18 protein-coding genes are annotated in these 17,718 nt (G+C 62.9%); 3 read left to right on the top strand and 15 right to left on the bottom strand.

The features are described from left to right. Positions 1-49: 49 nt before the first annotated feature. On the bottom strand, positions 50-187 hold the full coding sequence (locus B7Y49_RS04985; RefSeq protein ID WP_374126471.1) for a hypothetical protein: 138 nt from the start codon (positions 185-187) through the stop codon (positions 50-52). 51 nt (positions 188-238) lie between these two features. Beyond that, the gene (locus tag B7Y49_RS04980) at positions 239-1,042 is read right to left on the bottom strand and encodes a response regulator (RefSeq protein ID WP_374126470.1); all 804 of its coding nucleotides are present in this window, start codon (positions 1,040-1,042) and stop codon (positions 239-241) included. A 229-nt stretch (positions 1,043-1,271) separates the two neighbouring features. Here B7Y49_RS04980 and B7Y49_RS04975 point away from each other — a divergent pair, with 229 nt between their 5' ends. After that, on the top strand, positions 1,272-1,436 hold the full coding sequence (locus tag B7Y49_RS04975; protein WP_374126469.1) for a NepR family anti-sigma factor: 165 nt from the start codon (positions 1,272-1,274) through the stop codon (positions 1,434-1,436). 8 nt (positions 1,437-1,444) lie between these two features. Next, positions 1,445-3,061, top strand: a complete 1,617-nt coding sequence (locus B7Y49_RS04970; RefSeq protein ID WP_374126468.1) for a sensor histidine kinase — start codon at positions 1,445-1,447, stop codon at positions 3,059-3,061. A 241-nt stretch (positions 3,062-3,302) separates the two neighbouring features. On the opposite strand, the gene tatC is transcribed toward B7Y49_RS04970, so the two are convergent. The 9 genes from tatC to argS form a co-directional block, all read right to left on the bottom strand. Next, positions 3,303-4,076: a twin-arginine translocase subunit TatC gene (gene tatC, locus B7Y49_RS04965; protein ID WP_374126467.1), complete on the bottom strand. Its 774-nt coding sequence runs from the start codon at positions 4,074-4,076 to the stop codon at positions 3,303-3,305. Then, the gene (gene tatB / locus B7Y49_RS04960; protein WP_374126466.1) at positions 4,073-4,510 is read right to left on the bottom strand and encodes a Sec-independent protein translocase protein TatB; all 438 of its coding nucleotides are present in this window, start codon (positions 4,508-4,510) and stop codon (positions 4,073-4,075) included. Before tatB ends, tatC begins: the two co-directional genes overlap by 4 nt. A gap of 46 nt (positions 4,511-4,556) precedes the next feature. Further along, positions 4,557-4,790: a Sec-independent protein translocase subunit TatA gene (locus B7Y49_RS04955; RefSeq protein WP_374126465.1), complete on the bottom strand. Its 234-nt coding sequence runs from the start codon at positions 4,788-4,790 to the stop codon at positions 4,557-4,559. Further along, positions 4,790-5,452: an SMC-Scp complex subunit ScpB gene (gene scpB, locus B7Y49_RS04950; RefSeq protein WP_374126464.1), complete on the bottom strand. Its 663-nt coding sequence runs from the start codon at positions 5,450-5,452 to the stop codon at positions 4,790-4,792. The genes B7Y49_RS04955 and scpB overlap by 1 nt, the downstream gene beginning before the upstream one ends. Next, on the bottom strand, positions 5,449-6,189 hold the full coding sequence (locus B7Y49_RS04945) for a ScpA family protein (protein ID WP_374126500.1): 741 nt from the start codon (positions 6,187-6,189) through the stop codon (positions 5,449-5,451). Before B7Y49_RS04945 ends, scpB begins: the two co-directional genes overlap by 4 nt. 132 nt (positions 6,190-6,321) lie before the next feature. Beyond that, positions 6,322-6,663, bottom strand: a complete 342-nt coding sequence (locus B7Y49_RS04940) for a hypothetical protein (RefSeq protein ID WP_374126463.1) — start codon at positions 6,661-6,663, stop codon at positions 6,322-6,324. A 157-nt stretch (positions 6,664-6,820) separates the two neighbouring features. Then, positions 6,821-7,828 carry a glycoside hydrolase family 3 N-terminal domain-containing protein gene (locus B7Y49_RS04935; RefSeq protein WP_374126462.1) on the bottom strand — a complete coding sequence of 336 codons (1,008 nt, stop codon included), beginning with the start codon at positions 7,826-7,828 and terminating at the stop codon, positions 6,821-6,823. Between the two features lie 15 nt (positions 7,829-7,843). Then, complete coding sequence (locus B7Y49_RS04930) at positions 7,844-8,572, bottom strand: SPOR domain-containing protein (protein WP_374126461.1); 729 nt, start codon at positions 8,570-8,572, stop codon at positions 7,844-7,846. Then, positions 8,572-10,299, bottom strand: a complete 1,728-nt coding sequence (argS, locus tag B7Y49_RS04925; protein WP_374126499.1) for an arginine--tRNA ligase — start codon at positions 10,297-10,299, stop codon at positions 8,572-8,574. The genes B7Y49_RS04930 and argS overlap by 1 nt, the downstream gene beginning before the upstream one ends. 117 nt (positions 10,300-10,416) lie before the next feature. Between argS and B7Y49_RS04920 the strand changes: the two genes are divergently transcribed. Further along, positions 10,417-11,664 carry a glutamate carboxypeptidase gene (locus B7Y49_RS04920; protein ID WP_374126460.1) on the top strand — a complete coding sequence of 416 codons (1,248 nt, stop codon included), beginning with the start codon at positions 10,417-10,419 and terminating at the stop codon, positions 11,662-11,664. 1 nt (position 11,665) lies between these two features. Here the strand turns inward: B7Y49_RS04920 and B7Y49_RS04915 are convergent, their stop codons facing one another. From B7Y49_RS04915 to B7Y49_RS04900, 4 genes are all read right to left on the bottom strand, one after another. Continuing rightward, entirely contained in the window at positions 11,666-12,823 is a 1,158-nt protein-coding gene (locus tag B7Y49_RS04915) for a DUF1501 domain-containing protein (RefSeq protein ID WP_374126459.1), read from the bottom strand. Between the two features lie 4 nt (positions 12,824-12,827). Then, on the bottom strand, positions 12,828-14,339 hold the full coding sequence (locus B7Y49_RS04910; protein ID WP_374126458.1) for a DUF1800 family protein: 1,512 nt from the start codon (positions 14,337-14,339) through the stop codon (positions 12,828-12,830). 67 nt (positions 14,340-14,406) lie between these two features. Next, complete coding sequence (locus tag B7Y49_RS04905; RefSeq protein ID WP_374126457.1) at positions 14,407-15,585, bottom strand: deoxyguanosinetriphosphate triphosphohydrolase; 1,179 nt, start codon at positions 15,583-15,585, stop codon at positions 14,407-14,409. Next, on the bottom strand, positions 15,582-17,618 hold the full coding sequence (locus B7Y49_RS04900; protein ID WP_374126456.1) for an SPOR domain-containing protein: 2,037 nt from the start codon (positions 17,616-17,618) through the stop codon (positions 15,582-15,584). The genes B7Y49_RS04905 and B7Y49_RS04900 overlap by 4 nt, the downstream gene beginning before the upstream one ends. Positions 17,619-17,718: the final 100 nt, after the last annotated feature.

Here is a 17,718-nt window from a genome sequence, read left to right as displayed (position 1 = left end):
CACAGCGGCCACCTGGGTCACGGTAAAGCTTCATCCCCAACCCCCTCCCTCAACCCATGAACATCACGGCAAAAATGATAATGATGAGCGCCATGGAGATGGCCAGCACATAGCGGACGACGTGTGGCGTAGCACCAGCACGCGCATCCTCTTCGCTGATATGGATCGGGGTTTCTGGCTCGGTCATGGTGGTTCAACCCACCAAAGCCGTTTTGGGTCCGTATCGTTTAAATCTTGATCAGCTGGTCGGCACCGTTGCTTCGTCGAAGAACAACGCTTGCGCGATTGCCGCCTTCACGGTCGATCGTTGAAACGGCTTGGTAATCAGGAAGGTCGGTTCAGGCCGTTCGCCGGTCAGCAGCCGTTCGGGGAACGCCGTGATGAAGATCACCGGTACCGAGAATTGCGCGAGAATGTCCTTCACCGCATCAATCCCCGAACTGTCATCGGCGAGCTGAATATCGGCGAGCACCAGCCCGGGCCGATCCTCCATTGCCAGCGCCACGGCCTCGTCGCGGGTCACCGCAACCCCGGTGACATCATGGCCAAGATCCCGCACGATCGATTCGATGTCCATCGCGATGATTGGCTCGTCCTCGACAATCAGCACACGCGCGCGCGTTTGTTTTTCGATCTCGGCGAGCGCGCCGTCGACCAAGGTTTCAACCTCGTCGGCCGGAACATCGATCAGATAGCCGGTATCTTCGGGGGTGAAGCCCTCCATCGCCGTCAGCAGCAGCGCCTGACGCGACAGCGGCGTCATCCGCGCCAGCCGTGCCCGGGCAATGCTTTCATCATCGCTGCCGATAACGGTTTCACTTTCGCCGCTCAAATCGGCATTTGTCGATGCCCAGATCACTTGAAAAGTGCGGTAGAGACCAAGCCGGGGATCGACGTCTTTTGGAAACTCCGATGGCGCCGCCACGATCGCTTCAAGCGAAGCACGGACATAATGATCGCCGTGCGATTGGCTGCCGGTGAGAGCGCGGGCATAGCGGCGAAGGAACGGGAGGTGCGGCGCAAGCTGTTGTCCAAGCGACATGATCGGCGAATTCTCCTCTGCGGCGTGCCCCCCAAATGCTGGCAGCAGCCTGGCTGAAAAAAAGTGTAACGCAACCCCGACAAAATAGATTTGTGTTTTTGCATCGCAGGCGGAACAATCGAGCGGCTATTTGGTTTCATCACCGGTTGGCAGTGGCACGCAAAAAAGCACCCCGCCGTGTACGCTACCACCGCTTGAACCCGTATATTATTGTTTTAGGGGGATTTCGTTGAATTCTGATCGTACCACGCCGAAGAAAGCGTCCCCCAAACGTACGGCGAAACCACGCGGCGACGATCAGCCGATGGGCCAGGCCCTGCGCACCGTCTATCAACGGACGATTGACGAGCAGATTCCGCAAGAAATGCTCGATCTGTTGGGCAAGCTTGAATAACACCGGTAATGGATGGCCCAAGCGTTGAGGTGCCCGACACGCGGCGATGGAATGCCGCGTTGTCGCGAATGCCGACGGGCGCGAAACTATTCCTGATATTGAGCGCGGCACTGCTGCCGCTCGCCTTGATCGCACTGTTTGCGACCCGCCAGACGACGCACGTCGCCGATGCCGAAGTCGCATCCCGCGCGCGACTGGCGGCCAATGAAAGCGCGAGCGCGCTGAACATTGAGCTGGTCGGCGATATGACCGCGCTGCGTGTCGCCCTGAACGCGCTTGATGACGACGGCAGCAATTCCCCCAGCTGCGCGCGCGCCCAAGGTGTGTTTGCCGATCAACTTGCGACCGGCGTTCGGTTTTCGATCATCGACCGGGCTGGGCAGGTTATCTGCGGCAGCACGGTGCCCGGCCCGATCGTTATTGCGCCGCCTGACGAACCAGGCCCAATTGCTGCGGCATTGGAGCCAAAGGTGGGGCTTGCCATGGCGATCACCGCCCCCAGCAGAAAATTGACCGCGAAGGTCTTTTTCCCCGTGATGATGCTGGCCGATGTCGCGCGTCCGGAGGGGTTCATGCAGCCCTATGCGGCCACTCTTGTGCTCGGTCGGCAACGCCTTGCCTTGCAGGAATTGCCGAGCATCACGCCGTTCGATCGTACCGAAGTGGTTGGCCTGCCACTGGGCATTGGCGGGCTGACTTTTGAAACGACACTGCGCAGTGCGCCGATCAGTTCGGCGCTGGTGATCGCCATGGTGCTGCCGCTGCTGATGTGGGCAGCCGCTGCCGGGATCGGCTGGTTCGTTGTCGATCGCCTGTTGATCAGGCCGCTGCGCGAATTGCGGTCGCTGGTCGCCAGCTATCAACCCGGCGAAGTCATCGATCTGGGGCGTGCACGATCGATACCGGCGGAGGAGATCCGCGCGCTGGGCGAAACCTTTCGCACCATCAGCCGCACCGTCGTTGCCCATGAAGCCGGGCTTGCCGAGGGGCTGGTGCGCCAGACCAAATTGACTCGGGAGGTGCACCACCGTGTCAAGAACAACCTGCAGGTGATCTCCAGCCTGATCAATTTTCACGCCCGCGGCGCCCGCAGCAAGGAAGCGACATCGGCCTATGCTGCGATCCAGCGCCGGGTTGATGCGCTTGCGGTTGTCCACCGCAATCATTTTGCCGAACTCGAAGAAACGCGCGGCCTTGGCTTGCGATCGGTGATCGGTGATCTTGCATCGAACATTCGCGCCACGTCGCCCGAACGCACTGGATTGTCGATCACGCTCGATCTGGATAGCTGTCTATCCAACCAGGATGTCGCGACGGCAATTGCCTTCCTGATCACCGAGATCGTCGAGCTGGCCATGATGGTGCAGCACGATGCCGCAATCCGGATTTCGTTGAAACCGACCGGATCAGCTTCCGGCGACAATGAAACGTCGCCGAGCCTGTCCAGTGCGATCCTGCGGATCAGTTCACCAGCGTTGGTCGACAGCGATTTGCTGCGTGCCGAGCTCAGCGAGCGCTATGGCCGGGTGATCGAGGGCCTTTCTCGCCAACTGCGCGCCAAGCTGCACCACGATCCGCTTGTGGGTGCTTATGAGATCCCGATTGCCACCACGGGCAGGGACTGATTTGCACCATCGCCGCCCACGGATCCGATCAAATGATTTTTTTCCAAGGGGCGTGGAACCAGTAATTACAAAGGGCGTTTTTATATTCGGATAGCGATTAAAAGCCCCCCCGCTCTCGCTATCCAAGACCTAGACCCGGATGCGCCAGCCCTCCCCCCCCTCGGCAGCGTGTCCGGGTCTTATCATTTCAGGATGTTGTGGTTTGGAATTGGTTGCGGACAAGGCGCCGCAATCGTGCCAATCACTCGGCTGCGGCTTCAACCGGCTTACGTCGCTTTTCGGTGATCCAGATGCCGATAATCGCGATTTCGTAGAGAATGATCAGCGGAATCGCGAGCAACAGCTGCGATCCGATATCAGGCGGCGTCAGCACCGCCGCAATCCCGACCGCCGCCACAATCGCATAGCGCCGCGCCGAGATGAGCTGTTTGCGGGTCACGATCCCGGCACGCTCAAGCAGCATCAGCAGCACGGGCAGCAGGAATGACAGGCCAAAGCCGAACAGAAATTGCATGATGAACGACAGGTAATTGTCGATTGCTGGCAAGGCCTCGCGTTCCACGCCGCCGATGCTGCCCTGGAAACCGAGCAGGAAGTGCAACGCCATCGGCACCGCGATATAATAGGCCATTGCCGCGCCCAGCGTGAACAGCACCGGTGTCGCCAGCAGGAAGGGCAGCAATGCGCGCTTTTCCTGGCGGTACAGCCCAGGCGCGACGAACTGCCACAGCTGGTTGGCGATCACCGGGAATGACACCATCGTCGCCGCGAAAAACGCCACCTTGATCTGAACGAAAAACGCCTCGAACAGCTGGGTGTAGACGACGCGGTTCTGCCCCGCCCGCAGCAGCGGCTGGAGCAGGAAGCCGAAGATAATGTCGGAAAAATAGAAGCACACGCCAAACGCCAGCGCGACCGCGATCGCGCAGTAGATCAAACGTCGGCGCAGCTCGATCAAGTGATCGAGCAGGGGCGCGCGCGACTGATCGATTTCGTCGACGGTGTCGGTGGTCATGCGGTAGCGCCGTTAGGCGTGGCGGCCGGCGGCACCGGCGCGATCGCGGGCACGCCCTCGGCAGCGGCGATCTCGTCATCGGTCAGCACCGGCGGTGTGGGCGTGTGAAGGACTGGCGCGGCGGTCATCACTGGTTCGCCCTCCCCATCCAGATCGGGCGTTGTATGTACGGTATCGGGCAGCGCTTGCTGCACGGCCGGTGGATACTCACGCATGATCCGCGCATTCTCAGCCGCCCAGCGCTCTTCCATTTCCTTCAGTTCGGCCTCGCGCACCATGGTGTCGAACCCGGCGCGGAACTGCCCCATTACCCCGCGTGCCTTGGCGACCCATTGGCCGACAAAGCGCATTGCCTTTGGCAAGTCCTTGGGGCCGATCACTACCAGCGCGACAATCGCCAACAGCAGCAGCTCCGATGGGGCTACGTCAAACATCAATCAGACCCGGTAACGACAGGTTCGGGCTGGCGCGCGCGGGCGATCAGCGATCGTCGCGCGCGCGTTCGGCGACAGGGTCGAGCACGACATCGGGCTCGCGCTTGGCATCGATCCGGCTCGCTTCAGGCTTGACGCTGTCATCTTCAGCCATGCCCTTTTTGAAATTCTTGATGCCTTTGGCAACGTCACCCATCATGTTCGAAAAACGGCCACCGCCAAGAACCAGGATCGCGATCACGCCGAACACCAGCCAATGGCCCAAGCTGAAACTACCCATTACGCGTCTCCTTCAGGATGGCCCAGTAGATAGGCCTCTTCGTCGCTATTTGCCACCTCCGCCGCGTCGATTGCCAAATCAAGCTGATCGCCCAGCTGATCGCCCCCTTGCTCAAGCGCAAGATCGACCGGATCGAGCAGCCCCGCAGCGCGCAAATCCTCAAGTCCCGGCAAATCGCGCCTGCTCGCTAGCCCGAAATGGACAAGGAAATCGGGCGTGGTTGCATAGGTCAACGGGCGGCCGGGCACTTCCCTTCGCCCCGCAGGCCGCACCCAGCCCGCCTCCATCAGCACGTCGATCGTTCCCTTGGAGATTTGCACGCCGCGAATGGCCTCGATCTCCGCGCGGGTAACCGGCTCGTGATAGGCGATGATCGCCAGCGTCTCGATCGCGGCGCGGCTCAGCTTGCGCGGCTCGTCGCGATCGCGGCGCAGCAGGTGCGCCATGTCCGGCGCGGTCTGGAACTGCCACCGCTCGCCCCGGCGCACCACACCGATCCCGCGCCCGGCATAATCGGCCTCGATCTCCGCCAGCGCCATCCGGATATTGGCCGGATGGGCCTCCTCGCCGATATGGGCACGGATCTGGTCGATGGTCATCGCCGTGTCGGCGGCAAACAACACCGCCTCGACCGCACGAACAAAATCATCGGGTGCCTTCATGCCGGTCGCCGCAGATAAAGTGGTGCGAAGGCGGATTTCTGTTGGAGCTCCACCCGGCCCTGACGCGCCAGCTCAAGCGCCGCCAGAAAACTCGACGCCAGCGCCGATTTGCGGAACAGACCATCGGCCTGGGGCGGGAGGAACGCTTCGATCGTCGTCCACTCGATCTGCTGGCCCAGCAACCGCGCGACCCGCTCCAGCGCCGCCTCCAAGGTCATCACCGGGCGGTTGGCGACAATGTGCATGACCGGCCGCGTGCGTGCACTCACCCGACCATAGGCCGCGATCAGATCATAGATTTCGGCCTGCCACACCGCCTTGCGCACCGTCCGCAACCCTTCAGGGGCGCCGCGCGCGAACACATCGCGCCCTAGCCGATCGCGTGCGAGTAATCGCGCGCCCGCCTCGCGCATCGCATTCAGCCTTTCGAGCCGCAATTGCAGCCGAAGCGCCAATTCCTCGGGACTCGGCTCTACCTCCGGATCGCGCGGTAGCAGCAGCGCTGATTTGAGATAGGCAAGCCAGGCCGCCATCACGAGATAATCGGCCGCCAGTTCCAGCTTCAGCGAACGTGCCTGATCGACATAGGCCAGATACTGATCGACCAGCGCCAAGATCGACAGCGCGCGCAAATCGACCTTTTGGGTCCGCGCAAGCGCCAGCAGCAAATCGAGCGGGCCTTCCCAACCGTCGATATCGACGGTCAGTACATCGATCTCGGGCGAATCCGGGGGCATCAGCAGGTCAGGCTCGGTCGTCATCGGCTCTTTGGCATCGACCGGATGACCATCACCCGGTGCAAACCGATGGGTTAGGACCATTTAACCGGTGGGGACAAGCACCATGCGTACCGCTGCCGCCAGCGAAGGTCAGCTGGCGGGCGTAGGGGCACCACCTGTGCTCGTGCCAATCACCTTTGGCAGCGAGACGGCGGTGCCGAAAATCAGCATCATGATGCCGCCGAACAATTGATCCGTCGCAACGATACCGATCAGGCTGGCGATGATCGCGACCAGCCCGGCGCCGGCCATTGCGATCGATCCGGTGCGGAACATGCGCGGTCCTGCGCGGCGATTTCGAAACGACGCGCCGCCGATAATGCCGATAATCCCCACCAGCGCCAATGCGGCGGTGATCAGCGACACAATAAATGCCCCGTCCATCATGAACTCCATGACCTGCAAGGACATGATATCCTTACATTCAGTCATGTACACCTTACAACGCGCTAATGTCAAGCGTCACTGACATTCTTGGTTTTTCGCAACATTGAGTCCCCGCAAAGGCAGGGACCAGGACTGGGCTCTCGCCTTCGCGGGCGCACATCATGTGATGAAGGGCTTCAATTATTCTCGATATCGCGCGGCCTCAAGCCAGTGCGAGCAGACTGTCCCGCTTGGCGATGAACTCGGCGATATCGCCCTGTGGCGTCGTTCCCGCCACCGTCGCCATCGCCCGATCAAGCCGGTCGCGCGACGCAGCCGGCATATCACCGACCAGGCTGGCGATCTCGACCATTTCTTCCATCCGCGCCCAACAATCGAGCACCAAGTCGCATCCCGCCGCCAGCGCACCCGCCGCCTTTTCGCCTGCGGTGCCCGATAGCGCCTTCATGTCGATATCATCGGTCATCAACAGCCCGTCAAAGCCGATCCGCTGCCGGATGATATCGTTGATGATAATCGGTGAGAGCGTTGCCGGTCGATCGCGGTCCCATGCTTCGAACACGATATGCGATGTCATCCCCATCGGCGCAGTGTTGAGGGCGCGAAATGGCTCGAGATCAATCTCGAGTTCGGCTTCGGTCGCCGTCACCGTTGGCAAATGGTAATGCGTATCGACGATCGCGCGGCCATGGCCGGGCATGTGCTTTACAACGCCAACCACCCCCGCCAGCCTTAGCCCTTCGATGATCGCGCGGCCCATTGCGGCGACGCGCATCGGCTCACTGCCATAAGCGCGCGTGGCAATCGCCGGCGTGGTGTCAGGCTGGCAAACATCGAGCAGCGGCCAGCAATCGACGTTGATCCCCACCTCGGCAAGCATCAGTCCGACCGCCATCGCATTGGCGCGCGCGGCCTCAATCGCCGATATTGGTGCCATCTCATACAGCGCGTCGAATGCAGGCCCCGCAGGTGAGGCAGGCCATTCGGGCGGCCCCATTCGCGCTACACGCCCGCCTTCCTGGTCAATCAGGATCGGGACATCGCTTCGCCCGGAAAGCGCGCGAAGCGAGTGTGTCAGGGCGCGCAATTGCGCTCGCGTCTCAACGTTGCGCTTGAACAGGATGTAGCCGCACGGATCGGCATCGGCAAAAAATGCCCGCTCGTCGGCGGTCAGGGACGGCCCGGACAGCCCGAAGATCACTGGTTTCATGGCACAGGCGCTAGCCTAGTTGCGCGCGACGAAACAAGCCTCTCCGGCGAGTTGCAGCTTGGCGCAAAGTTCCCCGGCCTGGGTCGCACTGCCGGCATTCACGCGCAGCCGGTAAACCGTACGGCCTTTCACCTCGGCCGACTGCACCGATTTACCGAGCGGCCCCAGATAGCTGAACCGCTTGGCAAGCCGCGCCCAGGACGTATTGGCCGATGCCTCGTCCGGGAAAGACCCGAGCTGAACCAGCGCGCCGCCCGATGTACCAGCCGCGACGGGCTTTGCCATTGGCAGCGCCCCGGGTGCCGGCGCCGTCAGCACGCCGCTCGACGGCGGCACCATGGCCGACCCGGTCTTGCCCTTGGGAGTTGCGGTCGCAGCCGGTGCAGCGGCAACAGGCGCCTCCGGCACGGCCTTCAGATCGATCGACGCATTGCCGCCGTCCTTGCCTTCGCTGGTCGCAAAGGCCGTATCGCCTTCGCCTTCCACGGTCATGCCGCCGGGCGTGTCGGGCTTGACCTTGTAATCACCCTCCACCGCCGCAATCAGCTCGCCGGTGCCTTTTTCGGCCTGATTATGCTGATACCAATAAATGCCGTAAATTGCGCCCGCAATGATGGCGAGGCCGAGTAATACGAGCAGCCCGATCCGGACGATCGACGGGCCATCGCTGTAATCCTCGTCAACGGTTTCCAGCCAGGGAAGGCGGTCCTCGTCGCGAATTTCATACTCACCGGCGGTCGCCATCAATTCATCTCCTGAACAGCCTCGACACCCATGATGCCCAAACCGCTGCGCAATATTTGCCCTATCGCATCGGCGAGGAAAAGTCGCGCACAGGTAAGCGGCGCGTTATCCAAAATCAGGAAACGGCGATCGGGCCGATCGTTACCAACATTCCAGGCCGCGTGAAAAAGCGCTGCAAGATCATAGAGATAAAATGCGATCCGGTGCGGCTCACGCGCCAGCGCCGCCGTTTCAACGATGCGCGGGAACTGTGCGGCAAATTTCACCAATGCCAGCTCTTCTGTATCAAGTTGGGACAGATCGACTGATTCGCACGTGATTCCAGCCTCTTCGGCGCGCCGATGGAGCGACGCGATTCGGGCGTGCGCATACTGCACATAGAAAACCGGATTGTCCTTCGACGCCTCAACAACCTTGGCAAAATCGAAATCCATCTGCGCATCGGCCTTGCGCGTCAGCATCGTGAAGCGAACGACATCCTTGCCGACTTCGTCGACCACCTCGGCCAGCGTGACGAAATTCCCCGAACGCTTGGACATTTTGACAAGTTCGCCTGCCCGAAGCAGCCGCACCATCTGGACAAGCTTCACGTCGAACTTTTTCTGCCCATGCGTCAGCGCGTTCACCGCCGCGACGATCCGCTTGACGGTGCCGGCATGATCCGCACCCCAAATATCGATCAGCTCATCGGCGGTTTGCGTTTTCTGATAATGATAAGCGAGATCGGCGCCGAAATAGGTCCATTGCCCGGTCGATTTGCGGATCGGGCGATCCTGATCATCACCGAACTGCGTCGAGCGGAACAGCGGCAGGACAACGGGTTCCCAATCATCCGGGGTCTCTCCCTTCGGGGCTTCGAGAACGCCATCATAGATCAGATCACGCGCGCGCAATTCGGCCTCAGCCGCCTCGGGCTTGCCCGCTGCCTGCAATTCAGCCTCGGAGGCGAAGATGTCGTGATGAATGCCCAGCTTGGCGAGATCGCCCTTGATCAGCACCAGCATCGCCGCCACCGCCTGCTGCCGGAACAGCACCAGCCAATTATCCTCGGGCGCATCGGCAAACCGATCGCCATATTGGGCGGCAAGCGCCTGCCCCACCGGGATGAGATAATCGCCCGGATAAAGGCCTTCCGGAATCTCGCCAATGTCGGCACCCAGCGCCTCGCGGTACCGCAGATGCGCTGACCGCGCGAGCGTATCGACCTGCCCACCAGCATCGTTGACATAATATTCGCGGATCACCGTCTGGCCCGAAAACTCGAGCAACGCCGCCAATGCATCGCCTACCACCGCGCCGCGGCAATGCCCCATATGCATCGGCCCGGTCGGGTTGGCGGAGACATATTCCACATTGACCACCGGCTTGCTGGCGGGCGCGGCGCGGCCATAGGCATCGCCCTGCAAGCGAATTGCGGACAGTTCGTCGCGCCACGTCGCCTCGGTCAGCGTCATGTTGATAAAACCGGGCCCGGCCACAGCAACACTCGCCACCTCAGGCAGCGCACCGAGCAGCGCGGCGATCTTGTCCGCCAGCGCACGTGGATTGGTAGCGGCAGGCTTGGCCAGCACCATCGCGGCATTGGTGGCGAGATCGCCATGGCTGGTGTCCCGCGGCGGCTCAACCGTCACGTTTCGCCGATCGAGCCCGTCCGGCAAATCGCCCGATGCGACCAGCGCATCAAGGGCAGCATCGATATGCGCGGCGAACCGGTGGTACAACGTCATGGCAGGTCCGAATAATGAGTGGAGCCGCGCCTTAGCGGATGCGGGCAGCAGCGCAAAGTGTGGCGTCGGGCACGGCTTTTCCATAGGCTGCGAGAAATTCTCGTCGGGAGCCATCAATTGCGCCTCATTCGCCAAGCCCTGCTGACCTCCCTCGTACTGGCCGCGACGCCTGCCGTCGCCGCCCCGGCCGCCCAACGTGGCCCGGTATGGAAAGCCGCCGCCGCTGCGCGCGCCGATCAGCTCGCGATGCTCGAAAAGCTGGTCAACATCGATTCGGGCACGGGAGACAAGGTGAGCGGGCAAAAGGCGTCCGAATTCGTTGCGGCGGAATTGCGCGCACTTGGCATGACGGTCGAACTCATCCCCGCCGAACTGCCTACCCTGCCCGACAATGTCGTCGGCACATTGAAGGGCACCGGTAAGGGCCGCATCCTGATCATCTGCCATACCGATACCGTGTTCGAACCCGGCACCGCCGCCAAACGCCCGTTCCGGATCGAGGGCACCCGCGCTTACGGCCCCGGCGTGATCGACGAAAAGGGCGGTGTGATCGAGGGCATCTTTGCGCTGAAGCTGCTGAAACAACTTGGCCAGCGCGGTTATGCGCAGATCACTTTCCTGTCCGAAACATCCGAGGAACGTGGCTCGCCCGGCACGCGCAAGCTGATCGACCGGCTGCTGAAGGACGCCGATGTCGAACTCAACCTCGAACCCGGCGATCTGCCCGATGCACTAACCGTTTGGCGCAAGGGCAGCACCTCATTCAAAATCGATGTGAAGGGCCGCCCCTCGCACGCCGGTGTCGCGCCCCAGGAAGGCCGCAATGCCGCACTGGAACTCATCCACCAGCTCCAGCTCGCCGATAGCTTGCCAAAGTTTGGCCAGGGCGTGACCGTCAATCTCACCCTGATGAATGCCGGATCGCGCTACAACATCATTCCTGAGGATGCCTCGGCAACGCTCAATGTACGGATTCGGGAAAAGAAGCAGGGTGAGGAGGTCGATGCCATTCTGCAGACCAACGCGCAAAACCGGATTATCCCCGACACCAAGGTCACCGTGAGCCACGAAGCGAGCTTTCCCCCGCTGCCCACCAACGCCTCAACCGATGCGCTGGCAGCATTGGCTGATCGGATCTACGCCGCAGCGGGCATGACGTTGGTCCATAGCGGCAATGGCGGCGCATCTGAATCCGCCCTGTCGCACGAAGCCGGCGTGCCCGCCCTCGATGGGCTTGGCCCAGTCGGCACCGGATCGCATACTGAGGGCGAGTTTCTGGACCTCAACTCGCTCACCCCGCGCCTGTATCTGCTAACGAGCCTGATCATCGAACTCGGCAAAAATCCGCCGCCAAGGGTGCAATAGGCTAAACCAGCCCGGCAATCGCCGTTCCACGCGTGGCGGGGAACAACGCGGGCATCGCCCGCGCCGGATCGAGCCCGAAATGCCCCGCTACGGCGCCGCCGATAAATGCATCAAGCGGCAGGGTGGGTTTCAGGTCGCGGCCCTCGTACAGCGCCGATGCGGCAAGCCCCGGCCAATCAGCGATCACGCGGCCGCCCTTCACCGCGCCGCCGAGCAGCATCGCCGACGAAGCCGTGCCGTGATCGGTGCCGCCGGTACCGTTCAGTGCCACCGTGCGACCAAACTCGGTAGCGACCAGCACCATCGTATCCGCCCAAAGCGGGCCCAATCCTTCCTTCAGCGCCGCGATCATCGCATCGAGCCCGCCAAGTTGCTGCCCCAGCCGCCCCCGCTGCTGCGCATGGGTATCCCAGCCGCCAGTTTCGATCATGGCGATCCGGGCGCCATCGGTTGGCACGAGCAGCTTTGCCGCAAGCGCGCCGGTTGCGGCCGCATTGCGCACACCGTTCTGCGGGCCGTCCGCCCCCATATCGCCGGTCAGTGCGCGCGTACCCATTGCATCGCTCCACAGCGCATGGAGCTGCGCATCGCCCTCATAAAGCATGGCGACACGTTGCATCAGGTCATCGCTCGCCTGCGGCAAGGCCGACGGGGCATAGCTCGACACCTCATTGGCGCCGCGCAGCGCCGCCGGCACGGTAATCGATACCGCCATTGCCTTGGCGGCTTCGGCAGGCAGCAACCCGAGCAGCCGGTTCAGCCACCCGTCCTTGACCTGATACGCCCCTGCCCCACCCGTCTCGAGCACATTCTGCCCGTCAAAATGCGAACGATCGCGATAAGGCGAAGCGATGGCATGCGCGAACAATGCCTGTTTCTGGGCATAGAGCGCGCCAACCGTTTTGAGATTGGGGTGAAGCGCAAACATCGAATCGAGCTTTGGCACGCCCGCAAAATCCGCCGCCAGCACGCCGCGTGCCGGCACAAAGGCGGGATCGCCGACAGGGGCGATCGTCCCCAACCCGTCGGCAGCGCCGCGCTGAATGATGAACACGAACCGTTTGTTCGTGGCGGCCTTGGCGAAAACGAGCCGGGGCGCAAAGCCCAAAGCTGCGGCACTGGCGGCCCCACCTGCGATGAAGAAACGGCGATCGATCATGGCATTATCTCCGCAGGAATTCGGGGGCGACGAGCAGCAGAGCAAGCGCCTGGCCCGGACTGTCAGCATTGGCGAGCGCGGCCTGGGTCGCGCTACTGAGCGCGCCGGGGAATAATTTGGGGGCGAGCACCCGCGCATCGACGGTGCCGCCGGTGCGGGCGGCAAAGCGTTCGGCCGCCTCAACCCGGCGCATGATGGCATCTGCCCCCGCCCAGGTTGCCGTCACATCATCGAACCCGGCCGGTGAACCAGGCCGCCAGGTCGGCTGGCCAAGCTGATTGGTCAGCCCCGTCACTTGCAGCGCTGGTACATCGCGCGCGCCAATTGCGCGGAGTGACGCGATCGACCATTCCCAGGGCGATCGGAATTTGGTGGGCGCATCTCCCCATAACTCGGGTGCAGCAATCAACGTGCGATACAGCGTTGGCAGGTCACCGCCGGATTTCAGAAAGGCATCCTTCAGGCGCGCAACCAACGTTGCGGGTGGCGTATCGCCGGCAAAATGCCGGGCAAGCTTGGTGGCAATATGCTGCGCCGTCGCCGGGTGCATTGCCAGGTCGTTGAGCACGGCCTGTGCCTGTGCTTCGCCCTGTTGCGGATAGGTTTTGCCCATGATGGTCCGGGTGCCCGGTTCATGGAGCGCCGCTGCAAAGGCGAAATCGCCCGGCGCGCCGTTCGCACCAGCAAAACGCGCGATCGGCCCGCGATTGATGCCGGCAACCGTCCACCCCGTCATTGCCCGGGCAAATTCAGTAACATCGGCCTGTGCATAGCCCGTACGAACCCCGAGCGTGTGCAATTCCATGATTTCGCGCGCGAGATTCTCGTTGATTCCAACCTTGCGTTGGCCGCGTTCCGCGATGCGGGCACCAATCGGGCTCGCAGGGCCAATCGATTGGGCCTGATCGAGATAGAGCAGCATCGCCGGATGCCGCTCCACCGCGTTCAGCATATCGCCAAACCGGCCGAGCACATGCGGCCGGATCGCCTCAAGTTCCAGATAACCGCCCAGCCCGATGACCGTCAGCTTGTCCGCCGATATCGCAAAATGATTGGCCCAGAAATGAACCATGCGTTCGATGAAGGGCGCAGGCGATAGGAGGGCGGCATTGGCGCGCGCGCCGACACAACCAACATAGTTTTCGCGCCCCTGCGTGCGCAAAAACATCCGCGCGCGCTTGATTGGCTCGGGCTCATCGGGGCTTTCAGCCGCACCGGGGCGCATCGCTGCCATCGCCCCGGCCATGTCGGGGCCAGCCTCCGCCATGGGGGATGCGGCGGTTGGCGTGCGCATCGCATTATTGCCCATCGGGCGCGGCCCGGCGAGATAATCGGCGAGCTGCCCCGCAATCACCTGCCGACCCGGCAGCGCGGCGATCGGCGCTGGGCGCGGATCGAACCGGGTGAATTGCGCTGTCAGCCAGGCTTGCGCTGCGCTCGCGCTGGCACCCGGCGGTGCCTCGTCAGGCCGGGCCCCAAGGCCAAAACGGTTGAGCGCGATGCTGGGCGCAGACATGAGCCGGTCTCCGATCACAGGTGCACCAGATAAGGGCTACCTTTTGAAAGGCTTTACGCGCCAGAAGCTAGAACCCTTCGGGCAGATCAATCGGGCCGACGGCCTGTTTGTACCGCGTAATCGCGTATCGATCAGTCATCCCGGCGATGAAATCGGCGATGTGGCGGCTGCGGTGCGGTTCCGCATCGGGCAAGCGCGCTGCCCAGTCAGCCGTCATTAGCGAAGCATCGGCGTGATAGGCAGCGAACAGCCCGCTGACGATCCCCTCTGCAATCCGCGCCGCCGCCCGCTGGTTCGGATGATGGTACAGACTTGCATACATGAATCGCTTAAGCGCGCGCTCATCATCGCGCATCGCGGGCGAAAAACCGACCAGACACTCTCCCGCTGCCCGCACATCGTCGGCCGATCCCACGCCCGATGCCGCAATCCGGCGACGCGTCTCCGCAATCAGATCGGTCACCATCTCACCAATCTGTGTACGGATCAGCTCACCGACCAGGCGCTCGGCTGGCACATCGCTGAACCGCGCGCGGACGGCATCCCAGATGCGCCCGACCATCGGCACCTCGAGCACCTGATCGAGCGTCAGCAACCCGGCGCGCAGGCCATCATCGATATCGTGATTGTCATAGGCGATATCGTCGGCAATCGCCGCGACCTGCGCCTCCAGCGATGGCCATTGCCCCAGATCGAGCGGGAAGCAGGCATCGGCCTGCGCCAGCGCCCAGCCCGGCGCATCAATTGGGCCATTATGTTTGGCCAGCCCCTCGAGCATTTCCCAGGTCAGGTTCAGGCCAGACCAGCGCGGGTAGGGCGCCTCAATCTCCATCAACACGCGCAACGTATGACCATTATGCTCAAACCCGCCCTGCTCGGCGAGCGCGGTGGTCAGCGCCGTTTCCCCGGCATGGCCGAAGGGCGGGTGACCAATATCGTGCGCCAGGCACAGCGCCTCGGTCAGGTCCTCGTTCAGCCCCAGCGCCCGAGCAATCACGCGGCCGATCTGGGCCACCTCAAGGCTGTGCGTCAGCCGGACGCGGAAATGATCGCCATCAGGGGCCATGAACACCTGGGTCTTGTGGCGCAGGCGGCGAAAGCTGATCGAATGGATGATCCGATCCCGATCGCGCTGGAATGCATCGCGCGGGCCCCGCGGCGCATGTGGAACGATCGCGTTTTGTTCTTCGTGAAGACGGCCTCGGCTGCGCGCTGGGTATGATGCCCAGGGCGCATGGACGCTCACTTGGCGGGCAACTTGTCGATCTTTTGCCCGGCCTCGCTGTTGAAGACGAAGCCGGTCAAGCCGAACCGGGCGATCTGGTTGACGAAGCTCTGCGCTTCATCCTCCGACTTGAAAGGACCGGTCAGCAAGCGATTCGTGAAGCGCAGCGGCGTTGTATAGGGTGATCGCGATTGAAACGCCGCCGATGCCTTGGCGCGTAGCCGCGCCCATTCCTTCGGTAAATCGCGGACGCTGGAGCCGCCAGCCACCTGCACCCATATCCGCGGGGGATCTGCCTTCAGCGCCTTTGCCTTGGCGGCCTTTTCATCGGCCAGTTTCTTGTCAGCGATCTTCTTCTCGGCTGCCGCTTTATCAGCCAACGCCTTCTTCGCAGCTGCCTTTGTGTCGATTGGCGCGGCAAGCGCACCCGCCGATGGCGAAGCCACGGGCTTGACCGGCGCAACCTCAAGCTCGGCGGCAGGAACGCCGATGGTCGAGATGATCCGCGCCAGTACCGATTCATCGCTCGCTACCGGCTTTGGGCGCGAAGGGACTGGCGGCGATGGCGCGTCGGTCGCCGCCGGTTCTTCAGCCGGTCTGGCTTGAACAACGGCGGGGGAATCATTCGTCGTCGTCACGGCCGATAGCGATTCAGGCGGACCGATCGGGCTGGGCGCTGGCGCTGGTGTTACCAGTGGCTGGGGTGGAACGACCACAGGATTGGCGCGTGCGATCTGCGGTGATGCGGCACCGCTTGTCGCCACGGCGGCTGGTGGCGCGGCAGGCGCAGGCGCTGGCTCTATCGCGGATGCCGTTGCCCGCACAGGCGGCAGCGCCGTCGGACGGACGGGTGCTGGCTCTGGCACTTTGGTCACGATCACGGGCGCCGTCGGCAGCGGTTTGGCGACGGGTGGTGACACCTCCGGCATTTGTACGGCAGCAACGGGCTGATTGGCTGCGGGCCGCGTGATCACTGGAGGCGCCGAAACAACGGGTGCGCTCCGCATCGGCGCGGGCACAGGCGAAGGCACGGTCGGATCGGCTGTTGGCTGCGTCACCTGGGGCGTCGACATCACCACGCGCGGCGGCGGCGGCAATTGGCTGGGCGTGACGATCTTGGGTGGCACCAGCGTGGCGACTTCAACCGGGCTATTGCGCCGCCGGTTGCGATCGCGTCGCTGCTGCGCCTTGCTGCGTGGATCGACCGCAGCGACCTGAACCACGGGTACGGGTTCGGGCGCAAGCACGGGCAGATCGGGGATCATCCGCGCATCGGCAATCCGCTCCGGCGTTGGACGCACCTCACCGAAATGCACCGCAAAGGCGCGATTGGCGAGACTGAGCGTCGGCAAAATCTGGAAAAACGGCGCGAGCCCCTCCGCCATATCGCCCGGCAACATACTGACCGCAATCCGGTTCGCGCCCGCGACATCGCCATTCATCGCCAGCACAAAGGCCCGCACCCGCCACGCCGCGCGGTCGCTTCGCCGCAGCAGTACGTCTAGCGCTTCAAGCGCCTGGTCGCGCTTGCCCGATATCCCGAGCGACAGCGCATACCGGCGCTGGGTCTCATCGTCGCTCTGTCGCTTAAGCGCCTGCCGATAGAGGCGCTGGGCGCGCTCCTGTTCGCCGATCAGGTCATAAGCGAGCGCGTGGTCCGCCGCGATTTCGCTGACGCCATATCCCAGCGACTCGGCTTCGTTGAATTGCCGCAATGCCTCGCCAGGACGACCCAGCTGCACCAATGTGCGTGCCTTGCCCGCCTTGATTCGGCCGTTGTTCGGGCTGATCCGCTCGGCACGCTGGAAGAACGCAGCGGCTGCCTCCATATCGCCCAGCTTCAGGGTTCTTTCGCCTGCACTGATCAGCGCGGGCAGATCGAACGGATTGCTTCCCAGAATCCGCATCTCCGCAGCGAGGGCATCGGCGTCAGGCGTTGGCACCGGCATCGTTTGGTATTGCGGCTGATTCTGCCCGGCAAGCACCGGCCCTGCGGCCAGCAGCAAAGGCACGCTGATCGCCAGTCGGGCGGCATGAAGGATCATTCCGGGCATCGGTGCTCCGCTAAAACCGAGCAATGAGCAACCGACAATGCCCCTTGCCCCGGCACGCGCCAGAGCGAGGCGCTTTGACGATGAACCGGCCCGCCTTCCC

It is taken from the genome of Sphingomonas sp. 28-62-11, from assembly GCF_002278865.1.
Classification (GTDB): domain Bacteria; phylum Pseudomonadota; class Alphaproteobacteria; order Sphingomonadales; family Sphingomonadaceae; genus Sphingomonas.
The sequence above is the reverse complement of the archived record's forward strand: the minus strand, read 5'-3'. Positions and strand labels throughout refer to the sequence as shown.

What these genes read in the sequence shown, in the direction of transcription:
- B7Y49_RS04900 (WP_374126456.1), bottom strand. Translation starts at nt 17,618, where the DNA reads ATGCCCGGAATGATCCTTCATGCCGCCCGACTGGCGATCAGCGTGCCT.
- B7Y49_RS04935 (WP_374126462.1), bottom strand. Translation starts at nt 7,828, where the DNA reads ATGAAACCAGTGATCTTCGGGCTGTCCGGGCCGTCCCTGACCGCCGAC.
- B7Y49_RS04955 (WP_374126465.1), bottom strand. Translation starts at nt 4,790, where the DNA reads ATGGGTAGTTTCAGCTTGGGCCATTGGCTGGTGTTCGGCGTGATCGCG.
- tatB (WP_374126466.1), bottom strand. Translation starts at nt 4,510, where the DNA reads ATGTTTGACGTAGCCCCATCGGAGCTGCTGCTGTTGGCGATTGTCGCG.
- B7Y49_RS04945 (WP_374126500.1), bottom strand. Translation starts at nt 6,189, where the DNA reads ATGCCCCCGGATTCGCCCGAGATCGATGTACTGACCGTCGATATCGAC.
- B7Y49_RS04930 (WP_374126461.1), bottom strand. Translation starts at nt 8,572, where the DNA reads ATGGCGACCGCCGGTGAGTATGAAATTCGCGACGAGGACCGCCTTCCC.
- B7Y49_RS04980 (WP_374126470.1), bottom strand. Translation starts at nt 1,042, where the DNA reads ATGTCGCTTGGACAACAGCTTGCGCCGCACCTCCCGTTCCTTCGCCGC.
- B7Y49_RS04970 (WP_374126468.1), top strand. Translation starts at nt 1,445, where the DNA reads ATGGATGGCCCAAGCGTTGAGGTGCCCGACACGCGGCGATGGAATGCC.
- B7Y49_RS04940 (WP_374126463.1), bottom strand. Translation starts at nt 6,663, where the DNA reads ATGACTGAATGTAAGGATATCATGTCCTTGCAGGTCATGGAGTTCATG.
- B7Y49_RS04910 (WP_374126458.1), bottom strand. Translation starts at nt 14,339, where the DNA reads ATGTCTGCGCCCAGCATCGCGCTCAACCGTTTTGGCCTTGGGGCCCGG.
- argS (WP_374126499.1), bottom strand. Translation starts at nt 10,299, where the DNA reads ATGACGTTGTACCACCGGTTCGCCGCGCATATCGATGCTGCCCTTGAT.
- B7Y49_RS04915 (WP_374126459.1), bottom strand. Translation starts at nt 12,823, where the DNA reads ATGATCGATCGCCGTTTCTTCATCGCAGGTGGGGCCGCCAGTGCCGCA.
- scpB (WP_374126464.1), bottom strand. Translation starts at nt 5,452, where the DNA reads ATGAAGGCACCCGATGATTTTGTTCGTGCGGTCGAGGCGGTGTTGTTT.
- B7Y49_RS04985 (WP_374126471.1), bottom strand. Translation starts at nt 187, where the DNA reads ATGACCGAGCCAGAAACCCCGATCCATATCAGCGAAGAGGATGCGCGT.
- tatC (WP_374126467.1), bottom strand. Translation starts at nt 4,076, where the DNA reads ATGACCACCGACACCGTCGACGAAATCGATCAGTCGCGCGCGCCCCTG.